Origin of the sequence: Microbacterium sp. CH12i, from assembly GCF_000685355.1 — a bacterium.
In the GTDB taxonomy this organism is placed as follows: Bacteria; Actinomycetota; Actinomycetes; order Actinomycetales; family Microbacteriaceae; genus Microbacterium.
The window spans coordinates 172,324-186,961 of sequence record NZ_JHET01000003.1 but is presented as its reverse complement, the minus strand read 5'-3'; the positions used below and the strand labels follow the sequence as shown (position 1 = coordinate 186,961).

Annotated in this window: 14 protein-coding genes, 1 tRNA gene and 2 pseudogenes; 6 read left to right on the top strand and 11 right to left on the bottom strand. The window is 64.5% G+C overall.

The window, feature by feature from the left end; genetic code table 11:
- Positions 1–19: 19 nt before the first annotated feature.
- Positions 20–331, bottom strand: coding sequence for a hypothetical protein (locus tag DC31_RS03985; RefSeq protein WP_036277245.1), 312 nt, complete (start codon positions 329–331; stop codon positions 20–22).
- A gap of 68 nt (positions 332–399) precedes the next feature.
- Here DC31_RS03985 and DC31_RS03980 point away from each other — a divergent pair, with 68 nt between their 5' ends.
- Complete coding sequence (locus DC31_RS03980; RefSeq protein WP_036277242.1) at positions 400–786, top strand: DUF4307 domain-containing protein; 387 nt, start codon at positions 400–402, stop codon at positions 784–786.
- Positions 787–878: 92 nt separating this feature from the next.
- Complete coding sequence (greA, locus tag DC31_RS03975; protein ID WP_036277237.1) at positions 879–1,367, top strand: transcription elongation factor GreA; 489 nt, start codon at positions 879–881, stop codon at positions 1,365–1,367.
- A gap of 38 nt (positions 1,368–1,405) precedes the next feature.
- Here the strand turns inward: greA and ilvA are convergent, their stop codons facing one another.
- Positions 1,406–2,635 carry a threonine ammonia-lyase gene (gene ilvA, locus DC31_RS03970; RefSeq protein WP_036277234.1) on the bottom strand — a complete coding sequence of 410 codons (1,230 nt, stop codon included), beginning with the start codon at positions 2,633–2,635 and terminating at the stop codon, positions 1,406–1,408.
- Positions 2,632–3,825: an AI-2E family transporter gene (locus tag DC31_RS03965; protein ID WP_081813710.1), complete on the bottom strand. Its 1,194-nt coding sequence runs from the start codon at positions 3,823–3,825 to the stop codon at positions 2,632–2,634. The genes ilvA and DC31_RS03965 overlap by 4 nt, the downstream gene beginning before the upstream one ends.
- A gap of 61 nt (positions 3,826–3,886) precedes the next feature.
- Here DC31_RS03965 and DC31_RS03960 point away from each other — a divergent pair, with 61 nt between their 5' ends.
- The 3 genes from DC31_RS03960 to DC31_RS03955 are packed head-to-tail and all read left to right on the top strand — an operon-like array spanning position 3,887 to position 6,029.
- Positions 3,887–4,906 carry a winged helix-turn-helix domain-containing protein gene (locus DC31_RS03960; RefSeq protein ID WP_327036806.1) on the top strand — a complete coding sequence of 340 codons (1,020 nt, stop codon included), beginning with the start codon at positions 3,887–3,889 and terminating at the stop codon, positions 4,904–4,906.
- 35 nt (positions 4,907–4,941) lie between these two features.
- Entirely contained in the window at positions 4,942–5,148 is a 207-nt protein-coding gene (locus DC31_RS20140) for a hypothetical protein (RefSeq protein ID WP_327036805.1), read from the top strand.
- Complete coding sequence (locus tag DC31_RS03955; RefSeq protein ID WP_036277232.1) at positions 5,145–6,029, top strand: hypothetical protein; 885 nt, start codon at positions 5,145–5,147, stop codon at positions 6,027–6,029. Before DC31_RS20140 ends, DC31_RS03955 begins: the two co-directional genes overlap by 4 nt.
- A 21-nt stretch (positions 6,030–6,050) precedes the next feature.
- Here DC31_RS03955 and DC31_RS03950 read toward each other — a convergent pair whose 3' ends face one another.
- The 3 genes from DC31_RS03950 to DC31_RS03940 form a co-directional block, all read right to left on the bottom strand.
- Entirely contained in the window at positions 6,051–6,617 is a 567-nt protein-coding gene (locus DC31_RS03950) for a LemA family protein (protein ID WP_036277230.1), read from the bottom strand.
- 72 nt (positions 6,618–6,689) lie between these two features.
- Positions 6,690–8,003 carry a D-arabinono-1,4-lactone oxidase gene (locus DC31_RS03945; protein ID WP_036277228.1) on the bottom strand — a complete coding sequence of 438 codons (1,314 nt, stop codon included), beginning with the start codon at positions 8,001–8,003 and terminating at the stop codon, positions 6,690–6,692.
- A complete protein-coding gene (locus DC31_RS03940) occupies positions 8,000–9,235 on the bottom strand; it encodes an alanine racemase (protein ID WP_036277226.1) in 1,236 nt (411 codons plus the stop codon). The genes DC31_RS03945 and DC31_RS03940 overlap by 4 nt, the downstream gene beginning before the upstream one ends.
- A 54-nt stretch (positions 9,236–9,289) precedes the next feature.
- Between DC31_RS03940 and DC31_RS03935 the strand changes: the two genes are divergently transcribed.
- A tRNA-Leu gene (locus DC31_RS03935) sits at positions 9,290–9,362 on the top strand.
- 85 nt (positions 9,363–9,447) lie between these two features.
- On the opposite strand, the pseudogene DC31_RS03930 reads toward DC31_RS03935, so the two are convergent.
- The 5 genes and pseudogenes from DC31_RS03930 to eno all read right to left on the bottom strand — a co-directional run bounded on the left by DC31_RS03930 (position 9,448) and on the right by eno (position 14,634).
- Positions 9,448–10,898 (bottom strand): annotated as a pseudogene (locus DC31_RS03930) (NAD(P)/FAD-dependent oxidoreductase).
- A 17-nt stretch (positions 10,899–10,915) separates the two neighbouring features.
- Positions 10,916–12,196, bottom strand: coding sequence for a S8 family peptidase (locus DC31_RS03925; protein ID WP_235201328.1), 1,281 nt, complete (start codon positions 12,194–12,196; stop codon positions 10,916–10,918).
- Positions 12,197–12,207: 11 nt separating this feature from the next.
- Positions 12,208–12,728, bottom strand: a pseudogene (locus DC31_RS03920) (DUF501 domain-containing protein).
- Between the two features lie 36 nt (positions 12,729–12,764).
- Complete coding sequence (locus DC31_RS03915; protein ID WP_081813709.1) at positions 12,765–13,292, bottom strand: FtsB family cell division protein; 528 nt, start codon at positions 13,290–13,292, stop codon at positions 12,765–12,767.
- A gap of 61 nt (positions 13,293–13,353) precedes the next feature.
- Positions 13,354–14,634 carry a phosphopyruvate hydratase gene (gene eno, locus DC31_RS03910; RefSeq protein WP_036277211.1) on the bottom strand — a complete coding sequence of 427 codons (1,281 nt, stop codon included), beginning with the start codon at positions 14,632–14,634 and terminating at the stop codon, positions 13,354–13,356.
- Positions 14,635–14,638 lie beyond the last annotated feature (4 nt).

Genomic DNA, 14,638 nt, shown 5'->3' with positions numbered 1-14,638 from the left:
CTCAGCCGCGTCGGCAGGCTCAGCGAACGGGACCCGCGGGAGGGGTCTCGTCATCGGCCGCCGCGTCATCGACGTTCGGATCGGCGGACGCCGCGGCATCCGGCTCCTCGGCAGTCGCACGCGCGGCTTCTTCAGCATCCAACTCTTCGCGAACCTCTCCGCGGTAACGCACGCGGCGCACGCGACGGTTCATGTCCCAGATGAGCAACACGAGCGCGATCACGACGATCACGACGACGATGAAGCCGGCAGGGCCCGGAGTGACGGAGTTAGGGTCGACGGTCATCGACGGCGTCGGAATCGGAGTCTCTGTCCCGAACAGCACGAGCATGTGTCAGCCTTTCCTGCGCAGTTCGCATAACCTGGAGTTACCAGCCTAACGACCGAAAGCCCCGCCCTGTGACGACAGCACTTGAGCTAGACGAGCGATACGGCCGCACCCGCGACAAGCGGACGCCGTGGATCGTCGGCAGCGCCATCGCCCTGATCGTGGTCCTCATCTTCAGCTGGATGACGGTCTCACAGTCGATGAACTCTGTGGATGCCGACGATCTCGGCTACGAAGTGGTCGATGCCCACACTGTCACGGTGCGTTTTCAGATCGCCGGCAAGCAGGGCGTCGCCGTCACCTGTGCGCTCGAGGCGCTCGACGAGGAGTTCGGAATCGTCGGTTGGAAGATCGTCGAGATCCCGCCCGGCGAGGGCCATATTCAGCAGCTGAGCGCCACCATTGCGACAGTCGCCGAGGCCACCACAGGTTTGGTGAACACCTGCTGGGTCGCATAGACTCCTCTGAGACAACCGACGCCCTGGCCCATTGCCGGGGCGTCTTGGCATATCCCCACCGCCCTGAAGGGCGTTCGACAAAGGAGCAGGCTGTGTCCACAGACGCTCAGGTACCGTTCCTCACGCAGGAAGCCTACGATCGACTCGTCGCTGAGCTCGATCACCTTTCGACGTTCGGCCGCGACGAGATTGCTAAGCGCATCGAGTCGGCCCGCGAAGAGGGCGACCTCAAGGAAAACGGCGGTTACCACGCGGCCAAGGACGAGCAGGGCAAGCAGGAGGCGCGCATTCGCACGCTGGAGCAGCTTCTGAAGACCGCGAAGGTCGGCGAAGCGCCCGCCAGCCGGGGCATCGTCGAACCTGGCACCGTTGTTACCGCTCTTGTCGCCGGCGGCGAAGAAGTCTTCTTGCTGGGCAGCCGCGAGATCGCAGTAAACAGCGACCTCGACGTCTACAGTGAGGCCAGTCCTCTGGGCCAGGCGATCCTCGGCCTCAAGATCGGTCAGAAGACCAGCTACGAGGCGCCGAACGGCAAGTCGATCTCGGTCGAGGTCACAAAGGTCGACACCTACGCCGGCTGAGGCGCCTGGACCTTTCCCGTCGGCTGTCTCTTGCGAGCTCAGTCCGGGACGACGCTCGGGTCGTATCCGGCGTGGCGAAGCGTGTCGAGCGTCAGCTCGGTGTGCTCTGCTCCTCGAGTCTCGATACTCATCTGCAGGATCACCTCGCTGATCTGCAGGCCTTGACCGTGACGGGTGTGCATGACTTCCATCACGTTCGCCCCTGCCTGCGAGACGAGCTCGGAGACCCTAGCGAGCTGACCTGGACGATCTGGCAGCGGAATGCGGATCGTCAGATAGCGTCCGGATGCCGCGAGCCCGTGTGACACGACGCGCTGCAGCAGCAGCGGGTCGATGTTGCCGCCGGAGAGCACAGCCATCGTCTTGCCGGTTGCAGTGATCTTGCCGGCGAGGATCGCGGCGACGCCAACAGCGCCCGCCGGTTCTACGACGACCTTCGCCTGCTCGAGAAGGATGAGGATCGCCCGCGCGATGTCATCGTCGGTGACAGTGACGATCTCGTCGACGAGATCCTTGATGATCTCGAACGGCACCGCACCGGGCTTCGACACCAGGATGCCGTCGGCGATCGTCGGGTGGGTCTCGATTTCGACGGGATGCCCCGCCTCGAGTGACGGCGCCATCGCGGCAGCATTCTCGGCCTGCACACCGATCACGCGCACGGTGCGCCCTGCTTTCGCCGCCATAGCCTTTACCGCGGTGGCGACACCGGCGATGAGACCGCCACCGCCGATTCCGACGAGGATTGTGTCGACGTCTGGAGCATCCTCAATCAATTCGAGACCGAGCGTGCCCTGGCCGATCACGATGTCACGGTGATCGAAGGGGTGAATCATCACTGCCCCGGTACGCTCGGCGAAGTCCGCGGCGAGGCGCAACGACGTGGCAACCGTCTCGCCTTCCAGCACGACCTCTGCGCCGTATCCGCGGGTGGCGAGCAACTTCGGCACCGGAACACCGAGCGGCATGAAGATCGTCGCGGGGATGCCGAGCGCTTGAGCTGCGAGCGCGACGCCCTGCGCATGGTTGCCAGCGGATGCTGCCACCACACCGCGCGCGCGCTCTTCGGCGGTGAGCTGCGACAGGCGATACGCTGCACCACGGATCTTGAACGAGCCGGTGCGCTGGAGGTTCTCCATCTTCAGCACCACGGGAGCACCAAGGATGTCCGACAGTGCGCGAGACGGCAGCGTCGGCGTGTGCGAAATTACACGTTCCAGCCCCCGTGCGGCTTCTTCGAACTCGGCCAGGCTCGGGACTGCACTCATGTATTCCTCCGTTGCCGCTCGCGCGGCACTGTACTCCAGATCAAATCACCGGCAGGTTTCCCACCGGTCTTCCACGAACCGCTGCTGAGCGTGACCGCGACAACGTTGACGAAGGCGGCAAGCGGTACAGCGAACAGCGCGCCGGGAATTCCGGCGATCATCGAGCCGCCAGCAACCACGAGCACCACAGCGAGCGGGTGCACCTTCACGGCAGATCCCATCAGGATCGGCTGCAGGATGTGGCCCTCGAGCTGTTGCACGCCGATCACGACGACCAGCATCCAGAGCGCATTCCATGGGTCGTTGTAGACGAGCGCGAGGAAGACGGCGACCGCTCCGGTCGCCACCGCACCAACGATCGGGATGAACGCCCCAAGGAACACCAGCACCGCGACCGGGATCGCCAGCGGGACGCCGAGCAGGAAGGCACCGAGACCGATGCCGATGGAGTCGATCGTCGCGACCAGCAATTGGGTCTTCGCGTAGCTGACGACCGTCCGCCAGCCATTGCGCGCTGCGGCATCGACCGCGGGCCGTGCCGCCTTCGGGAACAGCTTCGTCGCCCAACCCCAAATGCCGCCACCGTCAGCGAGCAGGCAGATGAGGATGAAGACAGTGAGAAGTGCACCGACAGCAACGTGCCCGAAGGTCGTGCCGATCGCAAGGGCACCGGACCACAGCAACTGGGCCTGTTCCTGAATCAGGGTGAACCCTTGATCGATGTAGTGCTGAATATCTGTCTCCGACAGATGCAGCGGCCCGTTGGTGAGGTACTTACGGAACTCATCGACCGCCTCAAGCGATCGAGTCTGCACCTGAGACCACTCGAGCGAGACCTGCCAGGCAACGAGCCACACGAGTCCCGCGACGATCGCCAGCGTGCCGAGCAGCGCGATCACGATCGCGAGCCAGCGCGGGAAGTGTTTGCGCAGCATCCACTCGAATGCTGGCCACAGCAGTGCGGTGATGAGAATGCCGACGAGAAGGGGGATGACGAGAAGCTTCAGCTGGATGATGATCCAGATGATCACGCCTACGGCAGCGGCGATAAGCAGCAGGCGCCACGCGTACCCGGCGGCAACGCGGAGCGAGAACGGCACGGCGTGGTCAGTCGGGGTGGAAACAGTGCGCTCTAGCGACATCCCGCCCCACAGAAGGTCACGCTTGCGTGGGCGCTTCTCATCCGTCATTCCGCCATTCTAGTTTGTGGTTCAGGACGGCCGTGTCGGAGCCGGGCGATACGCTGACGAGGTGTCCGAGACTCTCAGTGCTGCGCAGGCTCGTCGTGTCGCGCTGGCGGCCCAAGGGTTCACTCGTCGGCGTCCCACCGTCGAGGTCTCGGCTCGGCACGTGCACGGCGCGATGGAGCGCCTCGGCGTACTGCAGATCGACTCGGTGAACGTCTTCGCCCGCAGCCACTACCTGCCGCTGTTCTCCCGGCTGGGTGCGTATGACCCGGCACTGCTTGATCGGGTATTCCTCTCCCGCACCACTCATTACGTGGAGTACCTCGCCCACGAGGCGACCTTCGTGCCGATTGAGGACTGGTCACTGTGGCGATTCCGGATGGATGATTTCCGCAGGCGCTGGGAGTCCGACCCCGAGTCATGGCTGAGCCAAAATACCCGCACTGTCGCGTGGGTGAAAGACGAGCTGCGTGCCCGTGGCACCCTGCGACCAGCGCAGCTGCGCGCCGACGCACCCCGCGAGCGCGGCACCTGGTGGGACTGGGACGAGGTGAAACTCGCTCTCGAGTACCTCTGGCGCATCGGAGATGTCGCCATCAGCGGGCGCCGAGGATTTGAGCGGCACTACGCGCTCGAAGAACAGGTGATCCCCACGGAGGTTCGCGAACGGATCGTTCCCCGAGACGACGCGGTCCGCGAGCTGGTTCGCCGTGCAGCACGCTCCTCGGGAGTTGCGACCGAGGCTGACCTCGCCGATTACTACCGGATCCGCGATCGTCAGGCCGTCCGTCGGGCGATCAATGACCTCGTCGATTCGGAGGAGTTGCAGCCGGTGCAGGTGCGCGGTTGGGAACGCGGCGGGCGCCCGGTGCCCACCTGGCTGCATCGCGATGCGGTTCTGCCCCGACGAGTGGATGCCGCGGCAATCCTCACTCCGTTCGACCCGGTGGTCTGGTTCCGCGAGAGGGCGCTCCGCGCCTTCGACCTCGATTACCGCATCGAAATCTACGTTCCCGCGCACAAGCGTCGTTACGGTTACTACTCACTTCCCGTGCTCGTCGCGATCGGATCGTCGCCCGAGTAGATCTGAAGGCCGACCGCGCCTCGTCGACACTGCAAGTGCAGTCGGCCTGGTGGGAGCCGCAGGCGCGGGCGGAAGACGCCGAGCCCATCGCCCGCGAGCTCGCCCTGGCAGCCCTCTGGCAGGGTTTGGAGAACGTCTCCGTGTCCGGATGGGGTGACGCCGCGAACTCGGTGGCAGGAGCCCTGCACATCTCCCGCGGTGACGTGCAGCGGCATGTTCACGTCCGCGAAGGATCCATATGAGACGCCGCACCTACTGGATCGCGGGAGCCGCAGCCGTGCTCGTCGTAGCCGCGGGTGCCGCAGTGCTGCTGATCCCCCGAGCCAGCGGCGCCGAGGATCAAGCCTTGGCGTATTTGCATGCGCTAGAAAACAGCGATGTGGCGGCCCTCGAAGCCACCGGCGTCGAGGTTTCGACAGAAGCGGCAGCCGCCTTCGCCGCTGCGCGCAATCACCTCAGTGATGTTGCCGTTAAGTCCTCTGCGGCCACCGATTCCTCGACGGTCGTCCAGGTCTCGTACGCACTTGCAGGTGAGAAATTCGACGCCGAGATCACGATGATCCAAGACTCCGGGCAGTGGGTGCCGGATGCGGCAACGGCGTTGGGCACCGTCCAGGTCGACGCACCAGCCGGGATCGGCGCCGCGCTGCTCACACCGGATGCCACGATCGCGCTGCTGCCGGCAGAATACGAGGTTGTCGCGACCCCTGCCGAGTTCCTAAAAGGCAGCACGGTGATCCAGGTGTTGCCTGGCAGCGCTCAGGACGTGGCTCTCGAGGCGACACTTCAGCCCGCAGCAACCACCGCCGCGCAGGAACAGCTCGACGAATATCTGGCGACCTGCACACAGGCGGCAGCAGAGGTGCGAGCATCCTGTGGCATCAGCATTCCGTGGGCTGCCGACTTCGCCACGCTGAGCGGGATCAATTACCGCATTGAGCAGACACCGAAGCTCGCACTCACACCCACAACGTTTCAGGCCGGCGGCGGCACGCTCGTCGCTACGATTACCGGAATCGCGCTCGACGGCTCAACGAAGACCCTGAGCTACCGCACGGTGAACTGGGCGCTGCGCGGAGACGTCACGTTCACGGCAGACGACATCGTGTTGTCGGTGTGGTGAAGCGCTGAAGGTCGTGACGTGTCAGAACTGTACGCGCGGCGGCTCGGCGATCGCAGCGCTGTCGGCGACCTCGAAGAACTCCCGCTCGGTGAAGCCGAGTCCACGGGCGAACAGGTTGTTCGGGAAGACCCTGATCTTCGTGTTCAGCTCGCGCACACCACCGTTGTAGAAGCGACGAGCGGCCTGCACCTTGTCTTCGGTGTCGACGAGAGCGTGCTGCACCTGAAGGAAGTTCTGGCTCGCCTGCAACTGCGGGTAGGCCTCAGCCACCGCGAACAGGCTCTTCAGTGCCTGCTGCAGGTGTCCTTCGGCGATGCCGGCCTCGCCGGGACTCCCCGCTGAAAGCGTCTCGGCGCGGGCGCGCGTGACGTTCTCGAAGACGGCCTTCTCGTGTGAGGCGTACCCCTTGACCGTCTCGATGAGATTCGGGATCAGGTCTGCACGTCGCTTGAGTTGCACCGTGATGCCGCTCCATGCCTCATCGACACGAATCTTCAGTTGCACCAAGGAGTTGTACGTCGCCCAGAGATAGATGCCGATGACTACCAGCACCGCGACGATGATCACAACCGGAATGAGCCACTCCATGGCACACAACCCCCCTTGAACCGAATTTTCTTCATCCTAACCGCGCAGTCTGCACAGCGACTGGGCGACGCGTCATTCTCCGAGTACTCGGTCAAGATAGCGATTGGCAAAACGGCGCTCAGGATCGAGCCGGTCGCGCACCGCCACAAAATCGGTGAACCGCGGGTACCGGGTGCGCAGCTGCTCGGAGTCAAGGGTGTGGAGCTTGCCCCAGTGTGGCCTTCCGCCGTGTTCGAGGCAGATTCGCTCGACCGCTTCGAAGTACTCGGTGGGATCGGCGCGCCAGTATCGGTGCACCGCGATGTATCCGCTCGCTCGGTCATATGCGGTAGAGAGCCAACGGTCGTCGGCTTCGGCAAAGCGCACCTCGACCGGAAACTCGATCCGCCAACCGCGCTGAGCTATCAGCGCCTGTACTGCTCTGAAGGCGTGGATCACGTTCTCGGCCGGCAACGCGTACTCCATCTCGCGGAACCGCACGGTTCGACTCTGCGTAAGCACCACATGCGAACGGTCGGTGTACTCACGATCCCCAGTGAGCTTCACTGCAAGGCGATTGAAGGGCGGGGTGATCGCAGGGATCGTTCGCGCCGCGTCACACACGGCGCGATAGACGCCGTTCGAGAGCAGGGTCTCATCGATCCAGCGGCCGACACGAGGCAGCGGCCGTCGAGGCGTGGACTCCGGCAGTCTGCTCTGCCGCTTGGTGAGCGCGATGTCGGTGTGGGGGAACCAGTAGAACTCAAAATGATCGGATGCTGCGACCCGCTCGTCGAGCGTCGCAAGAACGTCCTCGATGGGGAGCGGCTCGTCGATCGCGTGCATGACGAAGGCGGGGACGCACTGCAGCGTGACGTCGACGAGGATACCTAGCGCGCCAAGTCCGAGCGCGACGGCAGGCAGTAGCTCGGCGTTCTCGGTCTCGTTCACGCGAAGGAACTCGCCGGCCGCCGAGATTAGCGTGACGCCGACGACTTGCGTCGCAAGCCCACCAAAACGCGCGCCTGTACCGTGCGTTCCTGTCGAGATTGCGCCGGAGATCGACTGACGGTCAATATCGCCGAGGTTCTGCATCGCGAGCCCGTGCGGCGCGAGGAGGCGAGGGATGCGGTGCAGGCGGGTGCCAGCGAGAAGGGTCACCCTGGCCCGATCGGGTTCGATCGACGCCAGTCCCTGCATGTCATCGAGCTCGAGCAAGACGCCGGGCGCTACCGCGATTCCGGTGAAGCTGTGCCCGGCACCGACGGCTTTGATAGGGAGATTGTGGGCGAGGGCCGCTTGCACCGCCCGCTGCACACCCTCCGCGCTGCGCGGGCGTTCAACGCTGGTCGGTTTGACCTGTGCCGAACGTGCCCAGTTCTGCCACGTACCACCAGGTCGGGTCACAGGAACGCCTTTCCTTCACCGCGATACGTCGGAAGCTCGTCGATCACCTGCGTACCTGAAACCAGTTGATAGGCATCGATGCGCTCGGCAGGCTCGCCGCTCTTGGCGTGCCGGAACCACACCCGGTCGCCGAGTTTCAGAGCGCGAGCCGCACCACCCTGAAGGGGCGTCTGCACCTCTCCAGCGGCTTCCCTGGGCATCGTGCGCAGCCCCGCGGGCCATACCGGCAGCGGCTGGCGTGAAGCGAGCGCCGGACCAGAGGCGATCCATCCGCCACCCAGCACCGTGGCGATATCGCCCGCTGGCCGACGAACGACGTCATAGGCGAATGCCGCTGCGGGCGCTGGTCGGAATGACCGATAGCCGTCGAAGAGGTGTCCGCCAAGCAGGCCACTACCGGCCGAGGCCTCGGTGACGGATTCATCGCTGCCCGTGAATTCCAACGAACCTGTACCGCCGCCATTCAGAAACTCCAGCGGCGCGATCTCGGTGAGTGCATTGGCGATCTCAGCGCGACGCACACGCAACTCGTCGCGCGAACGAGCCTGAACCCTGCGGATCACCGGCCCATCCGGACCGTTGTCGCCCTGACCGGCGATCTGTGCCTCGTACATCTGCAACCCCACGAGCCGAAATCCCGGGCGTCCAGTGATCTTGCGGGCGAACGCCGCAACGTCGGCCGCGGTAAAAAGCGGCGATCGCCGCACGCCGATATGTCCAAGTAGCGCAGACCGCCACGAGGCATCCGCATCAATAGCGACGCGGATCGGCTCACGCTGATCAGGTGCGGAAATGCTGTCAATGAGGTCGAGGTGCGAGACGTCATCGACCATCAGAGTGATCCGGGATGCTGCGACCTCATCGTGCACGAGTCGCTCGAGCCCCGCACGATCCGCCGTCGGGTACCCGAGCACGATGTCATCGTGCGTCTCAGCCAGCCACAGCGCTTCCGCGAGCGAGAACGAGAGGATGCCGCGATACCCCGGAATACGCAGCACAGCATCGAGCACGGATCGCACACGCACTGATTTGGATGCCACTCGGATCGGGATGCCGCCGGAACGCACCAGCAGATCCATTGCGTTGTGACGCAGCGCCTCAAGGTCAATGACAGCGACGGGCGCAGACAGATGCGCGGTGGTATCCGTCAGCCTCGGCCACCACGCAGCAGGATTCTCCCACGCGCGAGATCGCGAATCTACGGGGCCCAGGTCAGCAGTGAGGTCGAGCACTCTCCCACCCTACGACGTGGGCAGAGGATTCGCGCGGCTAGGCTTATGATGCACGCCCCCATAGCCCAATGGCAGAGGCAGGCGACTTAAAATCGCTACAGTCTGGGTTCGAGTCCCAGTGGGGGCACCGAAACTTCGTACACCACTGAGAACACAAACGACCGCCCTCCCGAATATCGGAAGGGCGGTCGTTTCGTTGGAGAAGCGGGTGGCTAGCGAGCGCCAGCCGCGCTCTTAGCCGGAGCCTGCTTCGCGGCAGGCTTCTTAGCCGGCGCCTTCTCTGCCTCAGCGGGCTTCTCAGCAGCAGGCTTCGCCGCAGCGGCCGGGGCAGCATCCGTCGTCGGGCGCGGGCGCGAGGCGAATTCTTCGAAGATGCGCGCGGCTCCTGAACCTTCTCGAGGTTGACGATGTCGCGGTCAAGCCACAGGTTGTTCCACCAGCCCCACAGCACGCGGAACTTGCGCTCCCAGGTCGGCATGGCAAGGCCGTGGTAGCCACGGTGCGCGATCCAGGCAACGAAGCCCTTGAGCGCGAGGTTGCCGGACTGGAAGACACCAGTGCCCAGGCCGAGGCCCGCAACGGCACCAAGGTTCTTGTGCACGTAGTCGATCGGCTCTTCGCCGCGAAGCACCCCAACCAGGTTCTTCGCGAGACGCTTCGCCTGACGGACAGCGTGCTGGGCGTTCGGAACGCAGAAGCCGCCGACACCGCCACCGGTCAGATCAGGAACGGCCGAGACGTCTCCGGCAGTCCAGGCACCGTCGACAACATTGCCGTCGGCGTCAACGACGCGCAGCGTGGCCTCCGCACGAATACGACCGCGCTCTTCGGTGGGCAGGTCACCGGCACGCACCACCTGCGGGTTGGCCATCACACCGGCCGTCCACACGATGATGTCGGTCGGGATGACGTCGCCTGCTGAGGTCTGCACGTCGCCGTTCACGGCGCCCGTCACCTGAGTGTCGAGGTGCACGTTCGCACCGCGCTTGGCGAGATCCTTGAGGACCCATTCGCTGGTCTTCAGCGAAACCTCCGGCATGATGCGCCCCATGGCCTCGATGAGGTGGAAGTGCGTCTCGTCGAAGGAGAGTTGCGGGTAGCGCTTGAGCAGTGCAGAGGCGAAGGAGCGAAGCTCGGCAAAAACCTCGATACCGGCGAACCCGCCACCGACCACGACGACCGTCAGCAGTCGCTCGCGCTCAGGACCAGCCGGGAGCGCTGCTGCCTTGTCGAAGTTCGACAGCAACTTGTCACGGACCCAGACAGCCTCTTCGATCGACTTCATGCCGATCGCATTGTCGGCGATACCGGGGATCGGGAAGGTGCGTGAGACAGAGCCCGCGGTGACCACGATCTGGTCGTACTCGAACTCGTACGACTGCCCCTCGGCGGGAGTGATTGTGGCGACCTTGTTCGCGTGATCGATGTTCGTGACCTTCGCCGCGACGACGTTCGTGCGCTTGAGGTGACGTCGAGTAGAGACCACTGCGTGGCGCGGCTCGATCGATCCCGCTGCAACTTCCGGAAGGAAAGGCAAGTAAGTCATGTACGGCAGCGGGTCGACCATGGTCACGTCGGCTTCGCCCTTGCGGAGGTGTTTTTCGAGCTTCCACGCAGTGTAGAAACCCGCATAACCGCCGCCGACAATCAGGATCTTGGGCACAGGTGGACAACTCCTCGTCAGGGTGCTGGCGTGCTTTGCTTGCGCGCCGTTCGGATGCGCCGGGCAGCAGCGGTGACGCCTAGCCCGATAAGAATACCAGGCACTGTAAGTGCAATGAGCGGCAGAGTCCCATATCGCAACGATTCGACACTCGGTACCAGCGGCGAACCAGCCTCAGTGGGCGGGTCTGCGGCAGGCAATGGTTCGACCGCAATCGGCGTCACCTCCGGGTCGGGCAGAGGCTCGGCCTCGGCCCGTCGATACAGCCGCACCCACTCTGCGAGATCACCCATCGGGTTCTCATCGACGAGCGAAACCGATGCCGATACCGCCCGTGATGCATCCAGCAGGCCGTATCCGTAGAGCTTGTCTGGGACCTTGGTCACGCCGGGGACTGGGATCGCCGTCTTGATGATGCGGTTGATGACGTTCGCGGCATCCAATTCAGGGTGTGCCGAGCGAATCAGCGCCGCGACGCCCGCGACGATCGGAGCCGCACCGCTGGTGCCGCTCCATGATGTCAGCGTGCCGTCTGCGGAGACGCCAAGCAGCCCCTCGCTCGGGGCTGAGATTGCGATCGTGATGCCCTGAGTGGAGGCCTCTACACTCGCGGTTCCGGTCTGATCCACGCCGCCAACCGTGAGCACACCGGGAATCGTGGCCGGAGCGCCGACGACATCGGTGCCGCTGCCACGGTTTCCGGCAGCCACCACGATTACCACGTCGTGCTCATACGCGTAGAGAAACGCATCGTCCCAGCTCGGGTCCCAGTCCAACGTGTTCGTCGTGAACGACATGTTGATGATGTCGGCGCCGTTATCGACAGCCCAGCGGACACCATCTGCCACCTGCTGAACGAAAGGCACAGTCGCGGCGGCGCCGAAACCCACCGACACCGAGAGCAGCTTCGCCTCGGGCGCCACGCCGATCATTCCGGTGCCATCCGCATTGCCACGCCCCGCCGCGAGTGACGCTACCCACGAACCGTGATCGCCGTCAATGGCGCCAACGGGTGAACGGCCGTCGGGCGAGCCGCTGCCCGAGACATCTGTACCGTCGAGCACTGCGTCCCCGAACGTCAGCGGCACCTTGCCGATGCCCGTGTCGATGATCGCGATAGTGACACCTGCACCACGCGTCGTCTGCCACGCTTGGCGGATGCCGGCACCATCGAGCCAGTACTCGGCCGCGCGCACCGGGTCCGTCGGCTTGTCTGGAATCGGCGGCGGAGTCGCAGTGGCCCCGGTGAGCAGGACGGATGCCGCCACCGCCGCAAACGCGACGGTGCTGCGCAGCATCGTCGTAATCCTCATGCCGTCGCGGCTCCTGGCGCCTCACACTGGCAACGCTGTGGAGACCAGGAGGACCGGGCAAGTGCCGCATCGCCGATGGGGTTGACCCCGGGCCCCGCGGCGAGCGCGTGACCCGCGAGCGCGTGCAGGCACTTCACCCGGGTCGCATCCCGCCGGCCGAGATGCCATCGACCTCCGGAACGTCACCGAACTGGGCGCGATCGGCGAGGTATGCCGCGTGCGCGGCGTGGTAGCTGGCCGCGACGGCTTCGTCATCCGCAAGGAGCGCTGCGAACTCCGGCATCACCTGGGTGGCTTCGAGTGTTGACATCGCGGCGGTCGCGGCCGGATGCGTCAAATAATAGAACGTCGGAAACGGCGTGCCGTCGGGCAGTCGAGGACTGGTGGCGACGACCGTCGGGTTGCCGCAGACACAACGTGCGGCGATGCCGAGGACTCCACGAGCCGGACGGCCGAGTTGCGCAGACACAACGTCGATCTCGGCGGGCGTGGGTGGGGCAAAAGGCGGGGTCGTCACCGGCTCAGCCTACGGGAGGCAACCCTGAGGAAGCCCTTAGCGAGCTTCGCTCGCGGTCTGTGCGAGACCGGCACCGGCAACGGTTCGCAGGAGCTGCGGCATCCAATCGGCCGGGGTCTCTTTGAGTTCTTTGCTGACCGCAGTCTGTTCCTGAGGAAGGGATGCCGGGTCGAGATCATTGTCGACGAGGTAGACGACTTCACCGGGTTTGACATAGTAGAGCCGCTCGCGCGCCTGGGTGGTGATGTACGCCGGGTCGTCCCAGCGGTCGCGCTCCTGTTCGAGCGCCTTGATTTCATCGGCGCTAACTTTCACCGAAACTTCAAGGGCTGCAATTTTCTGTCGCTGATCAATGTACGTACCGAGCGTCGGAACCAGCACCCACGCACCAAGTATGACCAACGACAGCATGATGACCATGAACCCCGACAGACGGATGCCGGAGGCCCATTCCCGCACGTCAACCTGGGTGCGAGAGCGTGTCCGAGTTCGCGGCGCCGTGGTCGACGGACGAGTAGCGGCCTGATTACGGGCATGAGAAGGGGGAGCCGGACGTCGTGCCATGGCTCCCCCTTCCCTGCGCCGCTTCGCTGGCGGTCTACTACTGTGTGTGGCTTAGCTGCGTTCAGCCCTTGAAACGGGGGAACACCGAGCGGCCCGCGTAGACCGCGGCGTCGCCAAGCTCTTCCTCGATACGCAGAAGCTGATTGTACTTCGCAACGCGCTCGCTGCGGGCAGGCGCACCCGCCTTGATCTGGCCAGCGTTGGTGGCAACGACCAGGTCGGCGATCGTGGTGTCTTCGGTCTCACCCGAGCGGTGCGAGAGCATCGCGGTGTAGCCCGAGCGCTGGGCGAGGCTGACCGCGTCGAACGTCTCGGTGAGCGTTCCGATCTGGTTGACCTTGACCAGCAACGAGTTGGCGACACCGCGCTTGATGCCATCAGCGAGGCGCTCGGGGTTCGTGACGAACAGGTCGTCACCGACGAGCTGCACCTTCGAGCCAAGTGCGTCGGTCAGTGCCTTCCAGGCATCCCAGTCGTCTTCGGCGAGTGCATCCTCGATCGTGATGATCGGGAAGTCGTTCACCAGACCGACGTAGTACTCGGTGAGCGCTGCGGCATCCCAGTCCTTGTTGTCGAGACGGTAGACGCCGTCCTTGAAGAACTCGGTCGCTGCGGCGTCGAGGCCCAACGCGATGTCGGTGCCGGGCGTGAAGCCGGCCTTTTCAATCGCTTTGATCAAGAACTCGAGGCCCTCACGGTTGCTGGGCAGGTCGGGGGCGAAGCCGCCCTCGTCGCCGAGGCCGGTTGCGTAGCCCGCTGCCTTCAGCTCGCCCTTGAGGACGTGGTAGGTCTCAACGCCCCAACGCAGTGCCTCGGAGTAGGTCTCGGCGCCGATCGGTGCGAGGAAGAATTCCTGCATGTCGATGCCGTTGTCGGCGTGCGAGCCGCCGTTGATGACGTTGAACATCGGCACGGGCATGACGTGCGCGTTCGGGCCACCGAGGTAGCGGAACAGCGGCAGGTCAGCAGAGTCTGCTGCGGCCTTCGCGACAGCAAGGCTGACACCGAGGATGGCGTTAGCACCAACGCGCTTCTTGTTCTCGGTGCCGTCGACCTCGATGAGGATCTCATCAACGATGCGCTGCTCGCTGGCTTCAACACCCTCAAGTGCCGGGCCGAGCTCATCCATGATGGCATCGACGGCCTTCAGGACGCCCTTGCCGCCGTAGCGGTTCTTGTCGCCGTCGCGGAGCTCGTACGCCTCGAAGGCGCCAGTGGATGCGCCGGAAGGAACAGCGGCCCGCTGGACGACGCCGTCGTCCAGGAGCACCTCCACCTCAACGGTCGGATTTCCTCGGGAGTCGAGAATTTCGCGTGCGCCTACAGCCTCGATGAGTGCCACGTAT